Origin of the sequence: Aquimarina sp. Aq78 (genome assembly GCF_900299525.1) — a bacterium.
Classification (GTDB): Bacteria; Bacteroidota; Bacteroidia; order Flavobacteriales; family Flavobacteriaceae; genus Aquimarina.
Window position 1 is genome coordinate 247,874 of record NZ_OMKA01000001.1, and the last position, 20,271, is coordinate 268,144.

The following is a 20,271-nucleotide window of genomic DNA, read 5'->3' on the forward strand; positions in this document are numbered from 1 at the left end:
AGTTCACAATTAACCAAAAAGAGTGGGACATTCTTTCTCTCCCGCTCTTTTAACACTAACTCTTAAAACTTAATAAAATGAGAAAAATTAAATTATTTATTTGCACATTGATTCTTTTACTCCCTGCTTCCAGAAGTATGGCGCGAGAATTAGAAAAATCAACTATAGATTACGAATATCAGAATGTAGGAGATTGTACCTTTGGAACGCCAGTAGCCAATGCATTACCTTCTACACCACATATTTCCTATACAAATATATTTGTATTAGGAAATGGAGGACCTAACCTAAGTAATATAGCTAACTTTACTATTAATTGGGATTTAAGGAATAAAGGGCTGTATCAATTCTCTATGTTAACTACAGATGGAGTCCCGGGATGGTATGTAGACTTATTAGGAAACATAAGCCACACTTTTGCAAATGCAAATCCATCGGTAAAACTTAGCAATACCAGAATTCCTGGTTTAGACGGTGATTACTATGTAAATAAAGAGGGAGATAACTTTATTATGGTTTCCAAAAATAAAGGTTTCACCATCTATTTTAGTACATCATCTACCAGACCAGATTGTAGTGGAAGCGCTAATAATAATGACCCGATAGCAAGAATATCAGCTACACCCACTGCGGGAGTACCACCATTAACTGTGAGTTTTGATGCTTCTGCTTCTAGTGATCCGGATTCTGCAGATGAAATACTTACATTTTTCTGGAATTTTGGAGATGGATCTACTGCTACAGGAGAATTGGTTTCACACGAATTTGTAGCAGAAGGAGAGTATGATGTTGTTCTTACCGTAACCGATGAAGGAGGAAGAACCGGGCAGGCAACAAAACGTATCAAAGTGAAAGAAGATATTGTTACACCTCCTGGATCTAACGAATACTATAACAGATTCAATGAATTAAAAGATGAATTCTATAGTGTAAGTAATGGATATTTCAGTGCAGATGGTTCTCCACATCATTCTATTGAAACATTAATTGTTGAAGCACCAGATTATGGTCATGAATCTACAAGTGAATTGTATTCATACTGGTTACAGCTGGAAGTGATGGATGGAAAAATAAATGAGGACTGGTCCGGAGTTGGTGAAGTATGGGATGCAATGGAAAAATTTATTATCCCAACCGTAGACGATCAACCTACCAATTCTGTTTATAACCCTTCAAAACCTGCGACCTATGCAGCAGAATTTCCAGATCCTAATATGTACCCATCACCATTACAATTTGGTTTACCGGTAGGAGAGGATCCTGTTTCAGCAGATTTATCAGCGACCTATGGTGACCAGGTATATCAAATGCATTGGTTACTGGATAACGATAATTTCTATGGATATGGTAATCGCGGAGATGGAACAAGTACGCCATCATATATCAATACGTTCCAGAGAGGTGAGCAGGAATCTGTTTTTGAAACTATTCCACATCCATCATGGGAAGATTTTACATGGGGAGGCGAAGAAGGATTTTTACCCCTCTTTACAGGTGACCCTAATTATGCAAAGCAATGGAGATATACCAGTGCACCAGATGCAGATGCCAGAGTAGTACAAGCGATGTATTGGGCACAAGAATATGCCAAAGAGCAAGGCATTACGCTTACAGACCATTTGGGTAAAGCGTCAAAAATGGGAGACTTTTTGAGATTAGCGATGTTTGACAAGTACTTTATGAAAATGGGTGCCGAGGGTCTTACTCCTGGAAAAGGATATGAAAGTGCGCATTATCTAATGTCCTGGTATGTTGCATGGGGTGGTGCAACACCTCCTGGAGAATGGGCGTGGAGAATTAGTTCTAGTCACTGTCATTTTGGATATCAAAACCCGGTTGCAGCATATGCATTGACCAATGTAAATGAGCTAAAACCTAAATCTCAAACAGGAGAAAATGACTGGAATACCAGTTTACAGAGAATGATGGAGTTTTACACCTGGTTACAATCTAAAGAAGGTGCAATTGCGGGTGGAGCTACAAATAGCTGGAATGGAGATTATAGCCCATACCCGGCAGGTAAATCTAAATTCTATGGAATGGCTTACGATGATAATCCAGTATATCATGATCCAGGAAGTGGAACATGGTTTGGATGGCAAGCCTGGTCTATGGAGCGTGTAGCAGAATACTACTACATCACCAATGACAAAATGGCTAAAGATTTAATAGATAAATGGGCCACCTGGGTTAAAAGTGTAGTGAAACTAGTAGGAGATGATGATTTCGAAATTCCTTCAACACTCGAGTGGACAGGAGAACCAGATGATTGGAATGCTGCCAATCCAGGAAATAACAACAACCTTAGTGTTAAGGTGGTTAGCTATGGTAAAGATTTAGGTATTGCAGCATCTACAGCAAAAGCATTGATCTATTATGCAGCTGCTACTCAGAAACACGCAGTATTAGATACAGAATCTCGCGATCTGGCAAAAGAAATACTGGATAGAATGTGGAACAAGTATAGAGATGATAAAGGAGTATCTGCACCAGAAACCAGAGGAGATTTTAATAGAATGTTTGAGCAGGAAGTATATGTTCCTTCTAATTATAGTGGTACAATGGCTAATGGTGATGAGATTAAGTCTGGAGTATCTTTCTTAGATATCAGATCAGGATATAAAAATGATCCTGAGTTTGGAAGACTTGAAGAAATGTATAATTCTGGGCAAGAATATACACAACGTTACCATAGAAGCTGGGCTCAAATTGAAATAGCTCTTGCAAATGCAGAATATGGACATTTCTTTTATGAGTCAGCAAATAAAAGTACTCCTGAAAAGAATCTAGGAATCAAAGTGAATCCTAATCCTGTATCAAGCTATGTAAATATTTCTGGAAATGCGAAGCTTACAAATGCTAAAGTAAAAGTTCTTGATATCGCAGGTAATGTAGTGATAACCAAATCTTTCAAGGATTTACAAAACAGCGCTCAACTTTCGCTAGAGGGGCTTTCTACCGGGTTGTATATTATTGAAATTATCAATACAACTACTGGAGAAAAGTTCAGAGAAAAAATAATTAAACGATAATTATTTGAGTATCATAGAGAGGCACAATACGATGTGTCTCTCTATTCTACTTAAGTAAAATACTATAGAATATACGTAATGATAGTTACTGTATACCAATCACTATTCTAATATAAATCAGATCAAAAAATGAAATATATGAATATGGTGCGATACCAATAGTTTAGAATTCAATTTCTCAAAAGAGATAAAATATGTATAGAAGTATGTATTTCTGTTGAAAAATTTAATGATAAAGTAATAAAGCACTATTGTATTCTGATTATTCGATGATTGAAAGAGATGTTATATAGCGTATGTAATGATAATTCGTATGGTAAAGTAAATGCTATCAGACCTCAAACACAATACACGTAAACAAATGAAAACTAAACAAAGATTATATCGTAAATGGTTAGCCATTATGACATCAAAAGGACTATGGTTATTATATGCTTCAGCTATTTTGATATCGTTTGGCCTGGCTAAAAAGATGACCGAGTCCTATGATGGGACTTCAGGTCCGTCGATGACTACGCAAACATGGCCTGCAGGTACTTTTTTATCAAATTTTCCCCAAGGCGACAGGATTAATACATACCATCGTAATTATTTGATGATAGCCGGCCAGGAAGGAACAGGGATATGGGATGTTTCTAACCCTACAGATCCTAAGAGGCTTCAGTTTGATGGAGCTGGAAATAATGGACATCGATGGTGGAAAATGGGTGATTTGTATTATAGAGAATACTCTGTGCCAGAAGTAGCAGGATCAGGATATAAATACCTTGATCTTTCGAATATGTTAGAAAGAAAACCAATCACTTCCTCAGACGCTTTATATACGGTTAAAGATAATCAACCTCATTATGATAATTTAGAAACATTTCCGCACACTATAGATGGCGATAGGGTGTATGATATGAGAAGCGGAGAAGAGGTGGGTAAAATACCAATTGCCGCAACTCTGCCAGATATAGTACTTCGTTTAGGGAATTATGTTTTTTATGCTCCCCAGAGTGGAGAAATAAAAGTATTTGACTTTGGAGATCCGAAAAATATAAAATTTCTGGGTGCTTTTGGAGGCGGAGTGCCCCATGAGCAATATAGTACTGGTTTTCAGGTGTGGAGAAATTATTTGATTTATATGAGTGGAAATGAGGGGAGTAATACATTGGTAGCTTTTGATATAAGCGACCCTACTAATGTAAAACATGGTTTTAATATCTCCTCAGATGATATTACCCTTGGGCGTTATATGATTTTTAAAGATGAATTTGGTTTTACAGGAAGGTTTGACAGAGGAGTAAAATACAATTTTGAAAAAATGCGTGTTGAGCAAGAGTTTTTTCCTCCTTCTGATGATGAGACCTTACAGTTGTTAGATAATCAATGGATGCCTATTGGACATATCTTAGTTGCAAGCGGGGATGGTAAGACTTCTATTTTTTCCCACCAGGATGATCTGGATACCCGTCCACCAACCGTAGGACATCATTTTCCAGTATCAGGAGCAACAAATCAACCGGTAGATACAACCATTGGTTTTGTAATCAATGAAATCCTTGATGATAATTCACTTAATGATAAAACGATACAAGTAAGCCCATTAGGAGGAGATCCTATTATAGGTGATGTTACTTCGACTTCTTATCATGTAATTAACTATGCTCCACGTGAAAAATTATTACCGAATACAACGTATGAAGTGAAATTTGTAGCTGGAGGGGTTAAAGATGCCGTAGGTAATGGGATTAAAGAATATGTGTTTTATTTTACAACAGGAGGAGACGCTTCAAATAAGTCACCAGAAATTACCAGTATAGATAGTAATATGCCATCACCTGTAGGATTGGGAGATACAGTTGAGTTTGTAGCAAATGCATCTGATCCTGATGGAAACTCGATGAGTTACCGTTGGGATTTTGGTGATGGTACTCCCAAAACCGATTGGATAGGAGAAAAAACGTCACATACTTTTACCGAGGCAGGAAATTATTTGCTACAAGTACAGGTATCTGATAACAATGGCGGGTTTTCTGTGTTTTCAAAATCATTAACGATTGTAGAAACATTAACAGCTAGTCTACCTACACAATCTGCTCCAATTGCAGTAGATGAAAATAGAAGAGTTATTTGGTCGGTTAATCCGGATAATAATACCATAACCTTAATTAATGCAGATGATTTATCTGTAATCAAAGAAGTAAGTACAGGGATTGATCCGGTGAATGTTGCAGTAGACTCAGATGGAAATTCGTGGATAACTTGTAGAGATTCTGATGAGATATACGTACTTAAAGCGAATGGTACGATACATGCAAAAATCCCTTTACCTAAAGGTTCTCGTCCATTTGGAATTGTTTTTACGCCAGATCAAAGCCGATGTTTTGTATCTACTTACGGATCAGGGAAAATTTTGGAAATATCCCCGGTAACTCAGCAAATAACTGCGACACTTACTATAGGGCAAACACCAAGAGCATTAGCAGTAACAGGCGATGGAAAAGAATTGCTGGTAACCCGGTTTATATCCCCAGATGAAGAAGGACAGGTTTGGAAAATAGATTTAGAAACATTTAGGCTTACCCATACAATTACATTACCCATAGATGATTTTACCGTAGATAATGGAAACGAAGGTAGAGGAGTTCCCAATTATGTGTCTGGGATTAGTATACACCCGAATAATAAATCGGCTTGGTCTGTAGCAAAAAAGGATAATATTTTAAGAGGCCTTTCTCGTGATGGAAAACCACTTCCTTTTGATAATGCAGTACGAACCGCAATAGCATCTATTGATTTATCTACAAATACAGAAAAACTAGCTTCACGATTAGATATTGATAATCATGGGCAACCTTCTTCTGCACTTTTTACCCCAACAGGAAACCTTCTTTTTCTTACAATGCAGGGGAATAATAGAATTGTGGTAATTGATCCACAAAAGGGACTAGAACTCATCAAAAAAGATGTAGGTAGTGCTCCCCAGGGAATGGTAATTGATAAAAAAACAAATCGTCTTTTTGTCAAAAATTTTATGAGTAGAGATATTACGGTATTTGATGCAAAAAAAATGATCGAATCAGGAAATACCTCTTTAGAAAAAATAGCCACAGTAAAAACGGTTACGAATGAAAAATTAAGTACAACAGTATTAAAAGGAAAGCAAATATTTTATAATGCTGCTGACTTGAGAATGGGAACCGATGGATATATTAGTTGCGCTAGTTGTCATATTGATGGCGCTCAGGATGGCCGTAATTGGGATTTTACCGATAGAGGAGAAGGAGTACGAAATACAATTTCTTTGGTCGGAAGAGCAGGAACAGAGCATGGTAGAGTACATTGGAGTGCCAATTTTGATGAGATCCAGGATTTTGAAAATGATATTCGTTTTCATTTTAAAGGTCGTGGATTTATGAAAGACAGTGACTTTAACAAAGGAACAACAGGACTTTCTCTGGGAGATCCTAAACAAGGGAAGTCGGCAGATTTAGACGCACTGACCGCTTATATAGAATCCCTGAATACTTTTGACCCCAGCCCATATCGAAAAGCAAATGGAGCCTTGACGAATAATGCGGTAGCCGGAAAAGGAATATTTAAAAACTTACAATGCGCTTCTTGCCACGGTGGAAATAATTTTACCGATAGTAAAAGTGGAAAAATGCATGATGTAGGTACGATAACAACGAATAGTGGTAACCGCTTAGGGAAAAAATTACTAGGGATTGACACCCCTACATTACGAGATGTGTGGGCTACAGCCCCTTATTTGCATACTGGAGCTGCTGCAACTATAGAAGAAGTATTTACCACCTATAATACTAATGATGCACATGCAGCTACTTCTGGTCTTAGTCAATCAGATTTCAATAAATTAATAGCATATATCAAACAGATTGATGGCTCAGAACCGGCTATAGAACAATCACAAGTTGTAAAAATGGCATCTCCAAAAGCAGGAACAAGCATAGAGAAGTCTGATCCTGTGAAATTAAGTGTAAATACAAATATAAATGGGGTTACCAAAATTGAATATTATATTGATGGTGAATTATTGGGAGAAGTGAATGCTGCTCCTTTTGAAATGAATTGGAACCCTGTACTATGGAAAGCATATAAGATTTCTGCAAAAGTATTTTATAATCAAGGAAATACTGCTTCTCTAACTCCAGAAATAAAAGTAAAATATAAGAAGCAAATAAAAGTAATGTTTGTAGTGGGAGATGATAAAAAACTAACTCCCGAAGATCAAAAGATAAAATCACGTTTAGAACAGCGATTAGGGTTTAAAATACTCCTGTTTTCTGATGAAAAAGTGAGTCGCCCAGAAATGGCAAATCCGTATGATATGGTACTTGTCTCTTCTTCTGTCGATCCGGGAGTACTTGGAAACGATTTAGAATCTGCAGTGGTGCCTATTATGACCTGGGATCCTTTTATGTATGGAAAACTGAAACTCACTTCGGGAAATATCAATTCTGGATTTGGATTTACACAACAAGCGTATCCAAAAGTGACAATTGCTAATGCTAATCACCCTCTTGCCGCTGGACTAAACGCAGGAAAGACAGCGTTGTATAAAATTACGCAACGTATGCCTTTTGGTAAACCCACAGAAAATGCTGTGACTATTGCCAAAGTAGGGAATCAACCTATTCTTTTTGGTTATGAGGCAGGAATGTCACTTCCATCCAGGAGGCTAGCTTTTCCACTTAGGGATCAATTTATGCACCTGCTCACCGATAATGGATGGGAACTTTTTGATGCAGGAGTATTATGGACGTTGCACGGAGGGGATGCACAAACACCGGTACGACCCTTACCAGATATTCATTTTAAGTCACCTTCTGACGGTGAACTGGTAAATACACCATTAAAAATAAAATTTGATACTGAAGGATGGAACCTTCCATCTAATTTGTACAAGTTGAGGTTCAAAATTGACGGAAAAGATCGAGGGCTGATTACTAGCGAAGGTGTTTTTACCGATGGTACTGTTTTGTCTGAAGGGCCACATAAATTGGTATTACAGATGGAACGTAGTAATAATTCGGTTTTGGATTTAAAAGATGAAATCACAGTAATCGTTACAAAAGATCCTCTTCCAGAACGACCAACAGCTATTATCCAGTCCCCGATTAACGGAAGTGTCTTAAAGCCTAGCTTTGATGTTAAATTTAGCACCTATAAATGGGATATTAAACCAGGAGGGAAGCATGTACGATACTATATTGATGGTATAGAAAAGGATGCTGTTTATACAATCGAACCCATTTCAATACAAAATCTTGAAGATGGAGATCATAAGATAAAATTAGTATTGATGGATGAAAACGGAAACCCTTCTGGTGATCCGGGAATAGTTAATATAACGGTAGATAAAAGTATCATAGATTTACCAGATACTCCTTTTAGAGTAGAATATTATGATAATACCCAAAATGTAAATTCTTCAGAAATAAAACCTGTATTTCAGATTGTAAGTGATTCTACCAAAGCAATACCATATTCAGAATTCAAAATGCGATATTGGTATACACCCGAGCATACTGCGGGAATGAGTTTTGGAATAGATTATACTTCGATTAGTGGAGTAAACGGAAAATTTAAAACCAAAGGAGAGGAGAAGTATGTTGAAATAAGTTTTAGTGGGTCTTCAGGAAAATTGCCTGCAAAAGGAAAATCTGGTGAAATAAAAACAAGAATCCATCATGCAGGGTACCTGACTCATAATCAGTCTAATGATCACTCCTATGATGCTAGTAAAAAAACCTTAAAACCTCATGTCAAAGCAACTTTATATCATAAAGGAAAATTAGTATGGGGTATGGAGCCTAAAGACGAATCTGGTACACCAGTTGCGGTGATATCGACAAGTACGACCAGCGGAAAAAAACCTTTGGAAGTACGTTTTGATGCTTCGGGATCCAGTGACCCCGATGGAGATTTGTTGACCTATACTTGGGATTTTGGAAATGGAGAAACTTCTGTAGAAATGGCTCCTGTAGTTATGTATACAGAAATAGGATCATATTTGGTAAGTCTTTCTGTAAGTGATGGTATTCATACTTCGGTAGTAGCAACAGAAACAATAACCGTTATTGATGATAATAGTAGTCCTATTGCTGATTTCACAGCTGACCCTACTATAGGTGTAGCACCATTACTTGTTAGTTTAGATGGATCTTCTTCATCAGACCCGGATGGAGATACGCTTACACATACCTGGGATTTTGGAAATGGAAAAACAGGTACGGGAACTACAGTTACTCATGAATATGATACTGTAGGTGATTATGTATTACAACTTACTGTAAGTGACGGTAAAAAGGAAGCGCATAAAACAATAACTATAAAAGTAAGTGATGGCAAACCGATAGCTTCTTTTACTGCTGATCCCGAAAGTGGAATAAGTCCTTTATTGGTCAATTTTGATGCGTCATCATCGGTTGATCCTTCTGGAGGAGTATTAAGTTATAGTTGGGACTTAGGAAATGGAGTAACATCAATATCTAAAACCCCATCTGCTACATACACAGTTCCTGAAGAGGTGAATATTACACTTACTGTGACTAACCAATTAGGAAAAACAGATACAGTAAGCAAAGTTATTAAAGTGATTGATGGAACTGTTGGTTGTAATTTTGGTGTACCTCTGGATACGGCATTGCCTTCTTTAAATCAGCAATATGATACGATTCATGTTTTAGGAGACGACGGACCTAATTTGGATAATATTAAGAGCTTAACGATAAATTGGGATTCGAACAATAATGGTCTATATCAGTTTTCTTTGAATACAAATAATGGAACACCTGACTGGTATGTGGATTTGTTGCAAAAAGTGACTCATAGTTTTAATGCTCCAAAACCAGAAGTGCAGTTGAGTACTACAGGAATTAACGGTTTAGATGGATCATATTATGCTACTACAGATGAAGGAAACCTTGTATTAGTATCAAAAAACAATAATTTCACCTTGTATTGCAGTACATCATCTACACCTCCTGATTGTCAAGCTACTAATTTGGTAAATGAAAACACATCTTTTCTGAATAGGTACATACGCTTAAGTTCGATTAAAAAAGGTACTGCTATTAAGATTAGCCCTAACCCTGTTAGAAATAAGCTATTTCTACATAGTTTCGAAAACCTTCAAGGAAGCAAAATTACGATTACGAATATAACAGGAGATGTCATAAAAGAAGATGTGATTCATGAAAACAGTAAAGAAGTAATAATCGATGTAAACCAACTAGATCCCGGCTTTTATCTAGTCATTATAACCACACTTAATAGAGAGAAAAAAGCCATGAAGTTCATTATTGAATGATGCATTTTTGTTTAGAGAGAAAAGAGAGAGGTAAAACTCTCTCTTTTTATTTTTAGTAATGAAATACCAATACTCTCAATAATGATTTTTAATAGATTTATCATTGTCCCAATCCAATCGATAAAGCTTTAAACTAATTAGAATTGTACATATGAACAGGTGAGATAGGAAGGAAGAATAAAAAATAAACCCTTGACTCATCTTTATAAGCCAAGGGTTTATTAATCTATACATAGATAGCAATCTACCTATTAAGGAACAGTAACATAATCTATTGCGATCCAACGGAAATTGTTGTATACAAGGGTTATACTTTCGTTTTGATTTAATACACGGGTGAATCCAGTACCTGGAATAGTAATCGCAAAAGTAGATATGGTAATTGTATTGGTGGGGTGTATATTAACCAAATGTACTTTTTGACCAACCTTACCAGCAGTAAAACCATTTATTGTCGTGTTGGCATTATTAAAAAGTACTATAGACCTACCAGTTAGATCATAAGCTCCCACAAAAGCTGGAGCACTCGATTCTGTAAAAACAGCTTTACGTAACGATTTATCTACCGATAGTGTCTTCGCATCTAGTTCATTTAAATTGGCATCACCATTAATACTTACTAGTTTTGTAGCATCTGCAATACCATCATTTATGGTTCCATCATTTTCAATCTTTAAACGGGTGTTTTGTGCAGTGTCGAAAATAATACCACCATTGGTATCTGTATCTGTATCTGCTCCTATAGTAGTACTTCCGGTATTAGAAGTTGAAGCCGTACCTGTTCCTGGGAGGTTGATTAGACCACTTCCATTTCCAACATAAGCAGTAGCACTAACTGTTCCGACTACTTCGAGTTTTTCTGTCGGAATACTATTTCCAACATTTACATTTCCATTAGCAGTAATACCAAGAGTGTTATTTGGCGCGCCTGCCATAATCATAAAAGGATTCCTACTACCCGTAATATTTCTTGCAGCAAAGTAATCTTGCCCGTTATTTACATCATCGTTAATTTTTATGGCCCAATCATTACTTGGAAAGCTTGCAGAGACACTAGTATCATCAAACAAAAGAGTTATGGTTTTATCACGTAGCACCATATCATTTTCTCCAAAATCCATCCCTGTGCTTGCATCTTCACCAATCCCTAAACGGTTTTGGATAATTGCATCACTAAAAAAGACATTATTCCTGGTATTAAATTCTATATTAGGTGTTCCAAAGGATTTTAGGGCTCCTGTATTGTCATAGTAAAAAAGAAATCCTTTAGCATTTTCTTCATAAAACAAAGAACCTGGAGTTTTTGTACTAATACCATTAGTGTTAGCATTGCTTAGTACTATTCCGTTCTTAACTCCTAACACAGCACTACCAAAGGTAGTTGCATCAGTAAAACCAATTCCTACTTTTCCGTTCTCATAATATACATTATCATTTATTTTAGACCAGATGATATCAAAAGCAGTTCCGGCGGTAGTTCCAAAACCGGGAAAGGAAACTTTTGCTGTATTAAGTGCTATATCGTTAGCGACCTGATCAAAGTTTGTTGCAGTTGTAACATTTAGTAGGTTTAATTTATCTACCTGTGTAGAAGATATAGTGGTTGGTGCATTGTTTATGCTATTGTAATCTACACTTAATGCCCGACTTGCTGTGTTACTAGTAAACCCATAAGGGACACTGTGTAATGCTGCTACTCCTACAATGTCATAATCTGTACCTCCTGTAGGATCAGTTTCTGTCTTGATAAAATATACCGTATTTCCCCAATCGATATTTGAGAAAGATCCAGATATAATTGTTCCTTCACCTACCAGTACATTTACCATACCTGCAAAATTAGTGGTGGTATCATGTGTCTCACTATATACAGTGGTTCCTGTAGTACTACCTTGTAGTATACTAATACGCAGAGATACGGGAGCATTAACGACCAATACATTTGATGTACTACGTACAATAGCTTGATAACTAAATTGCTCTGGTGATTGCGCGTATATACCTGTTGTTGCTACAAGCAGGCATATGAGTAGTATTAATTTCTTCTTCATTTCAATTAATTATTAAGTCCTACACAATACCAAAATGTTCCGTCAAAGACAAATGTGGCACTTCCATTTACAGGCAAAACAATATTAATATTTCCTGGTAATCTTACACTTCCCGAACCTGGTGGTACACCTTCATGTTCAATAGTAATTGCAGAGGTTAATGCAGTAATAGTAATGGTTTGTCCCGTAACTCCTCCTGTAAATGCTTGAAGTGAAGAAGGTGCTTGACCATCTAAAATAATAAAACTCTTGTCCGCAACATTATATCCGGGAGGAAAAGCAATTACTGATGTATCTACAGTAGCAGCTAGGGTCATGGTTTGTACATTGGCATTTCCATTCAATGTTAAGTTATTTACTTTAACATCTCCAGCTACCTCCAGATCTGCAGAAGGGCTAGTCGTTCCAATTCCTATAGCACCAGTATTGGTAATGGTCATACGAGTTGTGTTTTGCGTTTGGAAAGAGATTTCACCAACATTATTTGCATCGGTATCTGCAGCAATAGTGGTGTCTCCGGTATTAGCTATTCCTCCTGTACCTGTAGCTATTCCTGTTATTCCAGAGCCATCTCCTATAAAAGCACTTGCTTTTACAGTTCCTGTAACTTCTAATTTTTCAGAAGGAGAATTAGTCCCTATTCCTACATTACCATTAGTTGCAACATATAAAGAACTCTCTGGAGCTCCTGCCAAAATTTTAAAAGGAGTTACTCCGGCAGTAGCATCTACTATTGCAAAGTGAGATGTCCCTCCGTTAGCAGATGAATTAGCTTCAATTTGCCAGTCATTTGCAGGCATTGTACCAGAAATATCATCAGAATCATCAAATAATAATCTTAGATTATTTTCTTTAAGAATAATCGTATTAAAACCAAAATCCTGGCCTACGTTCATATCCTGACCAACTCCTAAACTAAATTGCATAATAACATCCGAACTGATTACAGCATCTCCATTCTCTACTGTCCATAATCCACTATTATAAGTTACCCCGCCAGAATTAATCAAAACGTCGGTATTGGTATTATCTGTATAATGAAAACTTCCGTTACCAGTACTGTCATAATACAAAGCTCCGGGAACTGTAGCAGCAGGGGTGCCATCAAAAAGGATAGGGCCGCTTACATGTAGTTTAGCATCCCCAAAACTACTGCTTTGGTTTACTCCAATACCTACATTACCTGCATTATAAAAAATGTCATTCGTGGATTTTGTCCAAATCTGATTATTTCCTTCTAGTGTAGTACCGGGTACTGTCCCGAATCCAGGGAACGAAGTTTTAGTATTGTTAGCAGTGACATCGGTTTGCAGTTGATTAATATCTACAGCAGAGGATATGGTGATAAAATCGATCTTGGCAGATTGTGCTGTGGTAATAGTACTTGGTGTATTAGTTAAAGAATTATAATCTGCCGCTTCTGCAAAATCAGCAGTTGCAGCATGCAAGGCATAGGGTACACTAAGTAGTTGATTAATCGTAGACATAACATAGTTTGTTCCACCTGTTGGATCAATTTCTATTCTTATAAAATAAGGACCATTGCCCCAATCTATACCATCAAAACCTGCCGCAGAACCAATAATTATATTGATAAGGCCATTAATATTTGTGGTTGTATTCTGATTTTCAGAGTATACTGATGACCCTGAAGCAGATGTTTGTAAAATATTGATTTGTACTCCGATATCAGTATTTTGAAGTACTGTGTTATTAACATCTCTTACAATAGCCTGATAATTGATCCTATTAGAATCTTGTGCTGTGGCCATAGATATAGATAGTATGCATAGTAATAAAGTAATTATGCTCTTCATAGGTTTATTTTTTTATTATTTTAAAAGTCTTTAGGGTATTGTTTCGATCTTTTATTGATAGGATATATGTTCCTTTTGCATAAGTACCCATTTCTATAGTAGAAATATTACCTTTTATAGAGTTATTTGCAATCAATTTTCCGTGAATATCATGTATTTGAAAATTGATATTTACCAAGTTAACAAGATTAATTAGTAAGGTTAATCTGTCTGTTGTCGGATTTGGATATGTGCTTACATTTAGTTGAATTCCTCCTAAATCTAAATTAGTTAAGGCTTCAATTTCATAAGCTTGTTGTGTTCCTTCAATAATCGAACCGACGGTGTTTGCTGTAGAACTGTAAAAAAATTGTCCCACAGTAAAGCTAGATGTTCCACTAGTGCCGGTAGCATTTCCGCCAGAGGACACGATGCTCTTTTGGGATAATACCAGAGTACTGGAAAGGATTAAAACAATAAAAAATAGTAATTTTATTCTCATATGATAGTGATTAAATTGGTTGCAAAATTACACCTATTCTATGAAAAGAACACTACGAATAGAATATATTAATGTTCTTGTTTTCAGTGTTTACCGTAAACAAAAACTGATATATTCATCTAGAATAGTCAAAGGGAGTAGTGTTTTGAAAACCATACTACCAAACGAATAAGACAATCATTTCAATCCTTGAGGTTTTCGATGATTGAGATAACTGAGTATGATAATAAATACATAAATCAATGCGGTAAACATAAGATTAAAAACAACAATATCAATTCCTTTTGTCGTTGTGGGTTGGAAAACCATAGTACTTGCCGTAAAAGACATATGCATAAGAATTATAATCCATAAACTTTGGGTGTGATCATATACCCAGACCATCAAAATTCTAAATGCAGGTAAATGTGTGACAAGCTTTACGATAAGTAGAATTACTAATGGAACCACTCCATCAGGGTCTTTGCTCATAAAAAGAGGAAGATGCCATATTCCCCATATAATACCAACAATTAACCCTGTAGTGAGTATATTGAAACGTAATCTCAATTTGGGTATCGCAAACCCTGTCCAGCCCAGTTCTTCGAAAAAACCGGCTACGATACCGCCTAGAATTCCGCCAAGAATTAAAATAAAAATATCATCGGTAGAGAAAAGGATAGGAGAAAATTTTGAAGAAAAAGTAGATAGTATTAAATAGGTAAAACCAAAAAGTAGAGGAGCAGAAAAAAGAGCTATCGCATACCATCGGGTTTTTACTTTCCATTTACATATTCGAATTTTTAATTGTTGAAAACTGTTTTTACCATCTTCAAAATAGTTGACTAACAACCCTGCAATAAAAGGCCCTGCACACATAGCCAAAAATAGTAACGGGATTTGACTATCTGGTACTTCTTTCTTTCCGGTAAATCCGTCAATACCCATAATAAAAACAAGACCTGTCCACGAAATCAAAAAAGTGAGTAGAAAGTATATCAATAAAAGATATTTTGTACGTATACCTAAGCTGTTTTTCATGTTATACCATAGTTTTATTTGAATCTTTTAGTACAACCTATTCTCGATAGTCCGTTTATAGTACTAAAATAATGAATCTTTTAGAATGATTTCAACTTTTAGAAGTGTGTTTTGTCGTAATAAACCCTGAGGTTCTCGAGGGGGTGAATATGGGTTGTGATAAAGGTGTGGCTTCGGGTATACTTCGACAAGCTCAGTATGACACCTCAGCCCACGATTGGAATAAAACAACGACTTCCGAACCCTGAGTGTAGTCGAAGGGTGAGCTGTCCCCCTATAAAATAAAAGAACCCTATACATCAAATAGATATATAGGGCTTGTCATGTGTTGTTTTATAGCAAGATCAAGAAGAATCTTAGTTACCGAGAATAACAGTATATGTGATGTTAGCTACTTTCCAACCTCTTCCGCAACCATTAGATGCATTAGCACTTACCAATGCTATTTTGTTAGGTGCTATTCGCTGTGCGATATCTGCCACATGGGAGTCGAATTGATATTGATACTGATCCATGTTTATATCTCCGTCTCCATCGATATAATATGAATAGTTATAGGTAAACTGTCTAGATTGAATGGGGATGATTAATGTTCCTTTACTAAAAGAAATACAGTTAGAAAGATTTACATATTCTTCGATCTCTGCAGCGGCATCACTACCACATCCGATATCACTATCTAATGTGCATCCAACCCTTTTGGCAGTTGCCTGGTTGTTTTGATGTATCAGTTTTTCTACTAATTGTGGCATCGTAGGATCGTTTGATACGTCTTTTACACTTACAAACTGTTTTGAAGCATCTTGAACAGTTGCATTTTGTACCTCTTGTGCTTCGGGAGCATCAAGACCATCGTTTTGACATGCTATAAAAGTAACGGAGATAAAAGCAAACAGGCCTAATTTTAAAATGGATTTTTTCATTGTGTAAGATTTTAAGAATTTGGTTAATGATGATTCAAAACTATTTAAAAAACAGTTGAATTAGTTGTTCCTTTCTAATTGTTTACACAAACATAAAATCGAAACCTAAACCGTAAATAAATAATAATTTTGACTTTTTGGTAGTGTGGAAATTATTGGTTTCTCAACAGTATTATATGTTACTGTAATAATTCAAAAGCATTGATTTAACAGGGGGTATATTACATACATCTTTGTAGGGTCTAGAAATAATGTTGATAACATCTTTTACAGTAAACGAACTTCGACTATGTGTTTCGTGAACTAAACAGAAGAACTCAGTTCTTGGAGGACGAACCCTGGGATATGATTATTATCTTTATTTTATCACGGTAAACAGGGGAGGCGGTGGCGGTAATAAATAATATATTTGTAGTACATACCAATGATATACCATACATATTATGAAATGAGCCATAACAATTGAGTTGATACCAACTGAGATGTTCAATGGCGAATTCCATCTGACAACTAAAAAACAATAAAAAAAGAACAGATGAAAAATACACTTACTTGTATCATATTACTCATTACACTTTTTTCTTATAGCCAGGAAATAAAGGTGCTCACGCCAACAAGTATAGAGTTACTAGATCTAAATACCACAGATGAAAAGGAGTTTAACAGAAACAGAAAAGCTTGTGAGGCCATTTGGGAACGTATGTCAAAAGGGCTTAAAAAAGAAGACCTTACCCAGGAAGAGAAAGCAGAATTAGATAAGATAGTAGATGAAACAATGACTAATTATTGGGATATCGAAGGCCAGGGGTGTAGTTGGTATTGTGGTGGTGGGTCATTTAAAGAAACCGCATCATCATATCTGGCAGATCAGGGAAGCATAAATTATCGCGCAGAAAATGCAATGGATCTTAACTATAAAAACGTATGGGTAGAAGGAGTACCAGGATATGGAGTAGGAGAATATCTCGAATATAGTTTTTACCAGGGAAGGCCGCGTATCACAGAAATTATCGTTGTAAATGGGCATGTGAAAAGTGAAACGGCCTGGCGAAACAACAGCCGTGTGAAAAAACTTAAAATGTATATTAAAAATAAACCATATGCCATCCTAAATCTTACAGATCAACGTGCAGCACAACATTTTAAAGTAGCTCCAATTGGCAAATTAGATAAGAACATAGACTATGTTACTTCAAAAAGTTTACCACCCTGGACCATGAAATTCGAGATTATGGAGGTATATCCGGGAGATAAATATGAGGATACGGTGCTCTCTGAAATCTATTTTGATGGAATAGATGTACACTGTTTTGCTAAAGGGACTTTAATCACTATGGCAGATCACACCCAGAAAGCTATAGAAGATGTAAGTGTAGGAGAACAGATACTTTCTTATCATCAAGCTACAGATAGCTATATTGCTGCGATTATTCAAGAACTGGCAAAACCAATTCATGATACTCTAATTGCCATTTCATTATCTGATGGTTCTACTATTACCTGTACTCGCGATCATCCGCTCTTATCTTCTTCTGGAGATTGGTTGTCTTATTCTCCCGAGAAAACACAGATGGCATATCGGTTTGATAATGTTAAACAACTTGAGGAAGGAAGTCTATTACAAACTATTTCTAGTCCCGTGAAAATTTTGAATATTCAAGAAATTAATACTACACAACAAACGTATACTATCGTAAAACTGAATAAAACGAATACTTTTATAGCTAATGGTATTTTGGTTGGTACCGAAGAATTACGTATCCCAAGAACATGTGATAGGCACAAAATAATAACAGAGTGAATAAACCTTATAACCTGAGTTCGACGTAAGAAAATCACGTCAATTCGAGTGATCTGATACTTCGACATAGCTCAGTATAGACTGGAAGATTGTATCGAGAATAGTGATTTTCTATCTAAAAAAGCTATTCTCGATACAGTTTTTCTCCATTTCATTCTGAAAAACCACTCGAATTGACGCTTTTTATAACATTTTAGTTTAGGTCGAACTCAGGTTATAATAGTATACTGAGCCCCTCGTTTTTTAATCGTAATTACTCTTTTTAGATCTATTTATGGGCAAGGCATACCATTTTGCAATGGTATTTTGTGCCGCTTTATATCGTGGTGAAAAATCCAGGCTTGTAGATGCACTATTGATAGAGGTTCTGGTATTCCATTGCCAGATGTACATACCCGAAAACCATTCTTTATTCCATAATGATTCGAATAATGCCTGATATGCAAGTTGTTGGGTACGATCAGATTTTTTCTGATATAGGATACCAAAAAGAGAGCGCCATTCCCAGGGTTGTATTGCAGCAGAAGCTTCACTTTTATAGCCCACCTCTGTAAATAGTATTGGCCTTTGGTGAGTTTGAGATAAAGTTTCTAATTTTGAGATATGAGTATCCCAGCCCTTTTTTAAGGTAATCAGATCGGGATTAGATTTTTTGGTAAGTGGAAAATAAGCTTGTATACCGATATAATCTAATTCTTTCCAAAAATCGACATGTTCAAATTCTCCGTCCCAATTGGCAGCATACGTAAGCTTACCATGATATATAGTCTTGATTTCCTGTACCAGGGCCTTCCATCGATCTGGCTGATGTTTTAGAGATGATCGTAGCTCTGTACCTATGCAGAATAATTCAACTCCTGTTTTTTGTGCCATATGGGCATAATGAATCATATTACTGCGGTAAGAATCAAACCATATATCCCAATCGGTGGCTGATGGTAGAGAAATATCAGAACGCCAGCCTTCGCCCATCCATAAATGTGGTTTTAGTTGTACATGAACTCCTTTTGCTTGTAATTGTACAATGCTGTTGATAAAAACAGAATCCCTCCTGGACCATTGCCCAATAGCCTTTGGAGTATTCATTTTTATAGTATGTTGATCTTTTTGGTATAAAAAAGGAATAACAGCTACCCATTCTACATTGTTCTTTATCAGTGTAGCAATAGATTTTTTATTATTAGAACCCCAACCAAATACACTCATTCCACGATGTTTTCCATCGGTTTTATACAGATCATTTGTAGTGCCATTAGTGTTTTCTACAGAATGGTCCCATTGATAAGAGAACTCTTCTGTGCTGTTAGCATGTATAATAGCTTTATAAATACCAAATAAGATGAAAACAGGAATCACTACTCCAAACACAACTTGTTTTCCCATAATTACAATACCCTTGCGACGGTATGTTCTTATAAAATATCGAATGAGTAAAAAGAGTGCATATAAAAAGGCAAATAGAACATGAACACCAGTTAAGAATGTAGTATTTGGAAGTACTTCTACTAAGCTTTCTAATGATTTTTTAAGGCTAATATCTGCTCGTAATGATAATGAAATGAAAAACAATATGATTAATAACCAGGTGCTCACATATACCTTAACAGCAGTAAAGAATTCCTTTTTCATTCCTAAATATATCTAAAACTGATATCTATTAGAAGACTAATACCCAAAAACGTTACATCATGATCTATAACCGGCCTAAGAAAACGTGACATAGAAGAACCTAATAAAATAGTGTATATCGATACATTATCGAATATGATTCGGGTTAATTAAGAAAACAATTCGTTTTTGTATAGTATTAAAAAGGAAGCCATAT

9 protein-coding genes are annotated in these 20,271 nt (G+C 36.1%); 3 read left to right on the plus strand and 6 right to left on the minus strand.

Annotated elements, in window-relative coordinates; genetic code table 11:
* Positions 1-77: 77 nt before the first annotated feature.
* Together DG435_RS01105 and DG435_RS01110 are read left to right on the plus strand one after the other, a co-directional pair.
* The gene (locus tag DG435_RS01105; protein ID WP_234387181.1) at positions 78-3,032 is read left to right on the plus strand and encodes a glycoside hydrolase family 48 protein; all 2,955 of its coding nucleotides are present in this window, start codon (positions 78-80) and stop codon (positions 3,030-3,032) included.
* Positions 3,033-3,393: 361 nt separating this feature from the next.
* Positions 3,394-10,353, plus strand: coding sequence for a PKD domain-containing protein (locus DG435_RS01110; RefSeq protein ID WP_159025764.1), 6,960 nt, complete (start codon positions 3,394-3,396; stop codon positions 10,351-10,353).
* Positions 10,354-10,604: 251 nt separating this feature from the next.
* Here the strand turns inward: DG435_RS01110 and DG435_RS01115 are convergent, their stop codons facing one another.
* From DG435_RS01115 to DG435_RS01135, 5 genes are all read right to left on the minus strand, one after another.
* Positions 10,605-12,404 carry a hypothetical protein gene (locus tag DG435_RS01115; RefSeq protein WP_106794721.1) on the minus strand — a complete coding sequence of 600 codons (1,800 nt, stop codon included), beginning with the start codon at positions 12,402-12,404 and terminating at the stop codon, positions 10,605-10,607.
* Positions 12,405-12,409: 5 nt separating this feature from the next.
* Positions 12,410-14,221 carry a hypothetical protein gene (locus DG435_RS01120; RefSeq protein WP_159025765.1) on the minus strand — a complete coding sequence of 604 codons (1,812 nt, stop codon included), beginning with the start codon at positions 14,219-14,221 and terminating at the stop codon, positions 12,410-12,412.
* A gap of 4 nt (positions 14,222-14,225) precedes the next feature.
* Positions 14,226-14,702 carry a T9SS type A sorting domain-containing protein gene (locus DG435_RS01125; protein ID WP_106794723.1) on the minus strand — a complete coding sequence of 159 codons (477 nt, stop codon included), beginning with the start codon at positions 14,700-14,702 and terminating at the stop codon, positions 14,226-14,228.
* Between the two features lie 177 nt (positions 14,703-14,879).
* Positions 14,880-15,722 (minus strand): CPBP family intramembrane glutamic endopeptidase, encoded by an 843-nt coding sequence (locus tag DG435_RS01130; RefSeq protein ID WP_106794724.1) that lies wholly within the window; start codon positions 15,720-15,722, stop codon positions 14,880-14,882.
* Between the two features lie 356 nt (positions 15,723-16,078).
* Entirely contained in the window at positions 16,079-16,645 is a 567-nt protein-coding gene (locus tag DG435_RS01135) for a hypothetical protein (RefSeq protein ID WP_025665648.1), read from the minus strand.
* 535 nt (positions 16,646-17,180) lie between these two features.
* Here DG435_RS01135 and DG435_RS01140 point away from each other — a divergent pair.
* Positions 17,181-18,446, plus strand: coding sequence for a hypothetical protein (locus DG435_RS01140; RefSeq protein WP_106794725.1), 1,266 nt, complete (start codon positions 17,181-17,183; stop codon positions 18,444-18,446).
* A 243-nt stretch (positions 18,447-18,689) separates the two neighbouring features.
* Here DG435_RS01140 and DG435_RS01145 read toward each other — a convergent pair whose 3' ends face one another.
* Positions 18,690-20,075: a hypothetical protein gene (locus tag DG435_RS01145; RefSeq protein WP_106794201.1), complete on the minus strand. Its 1,386-nt coding sequence runs from the start codon at positions 20,073-20,075 to the stop codon at positions 18,690-18,692.
* Positions 20,076-20,271 lie beyond the last annotated feature (196 nt).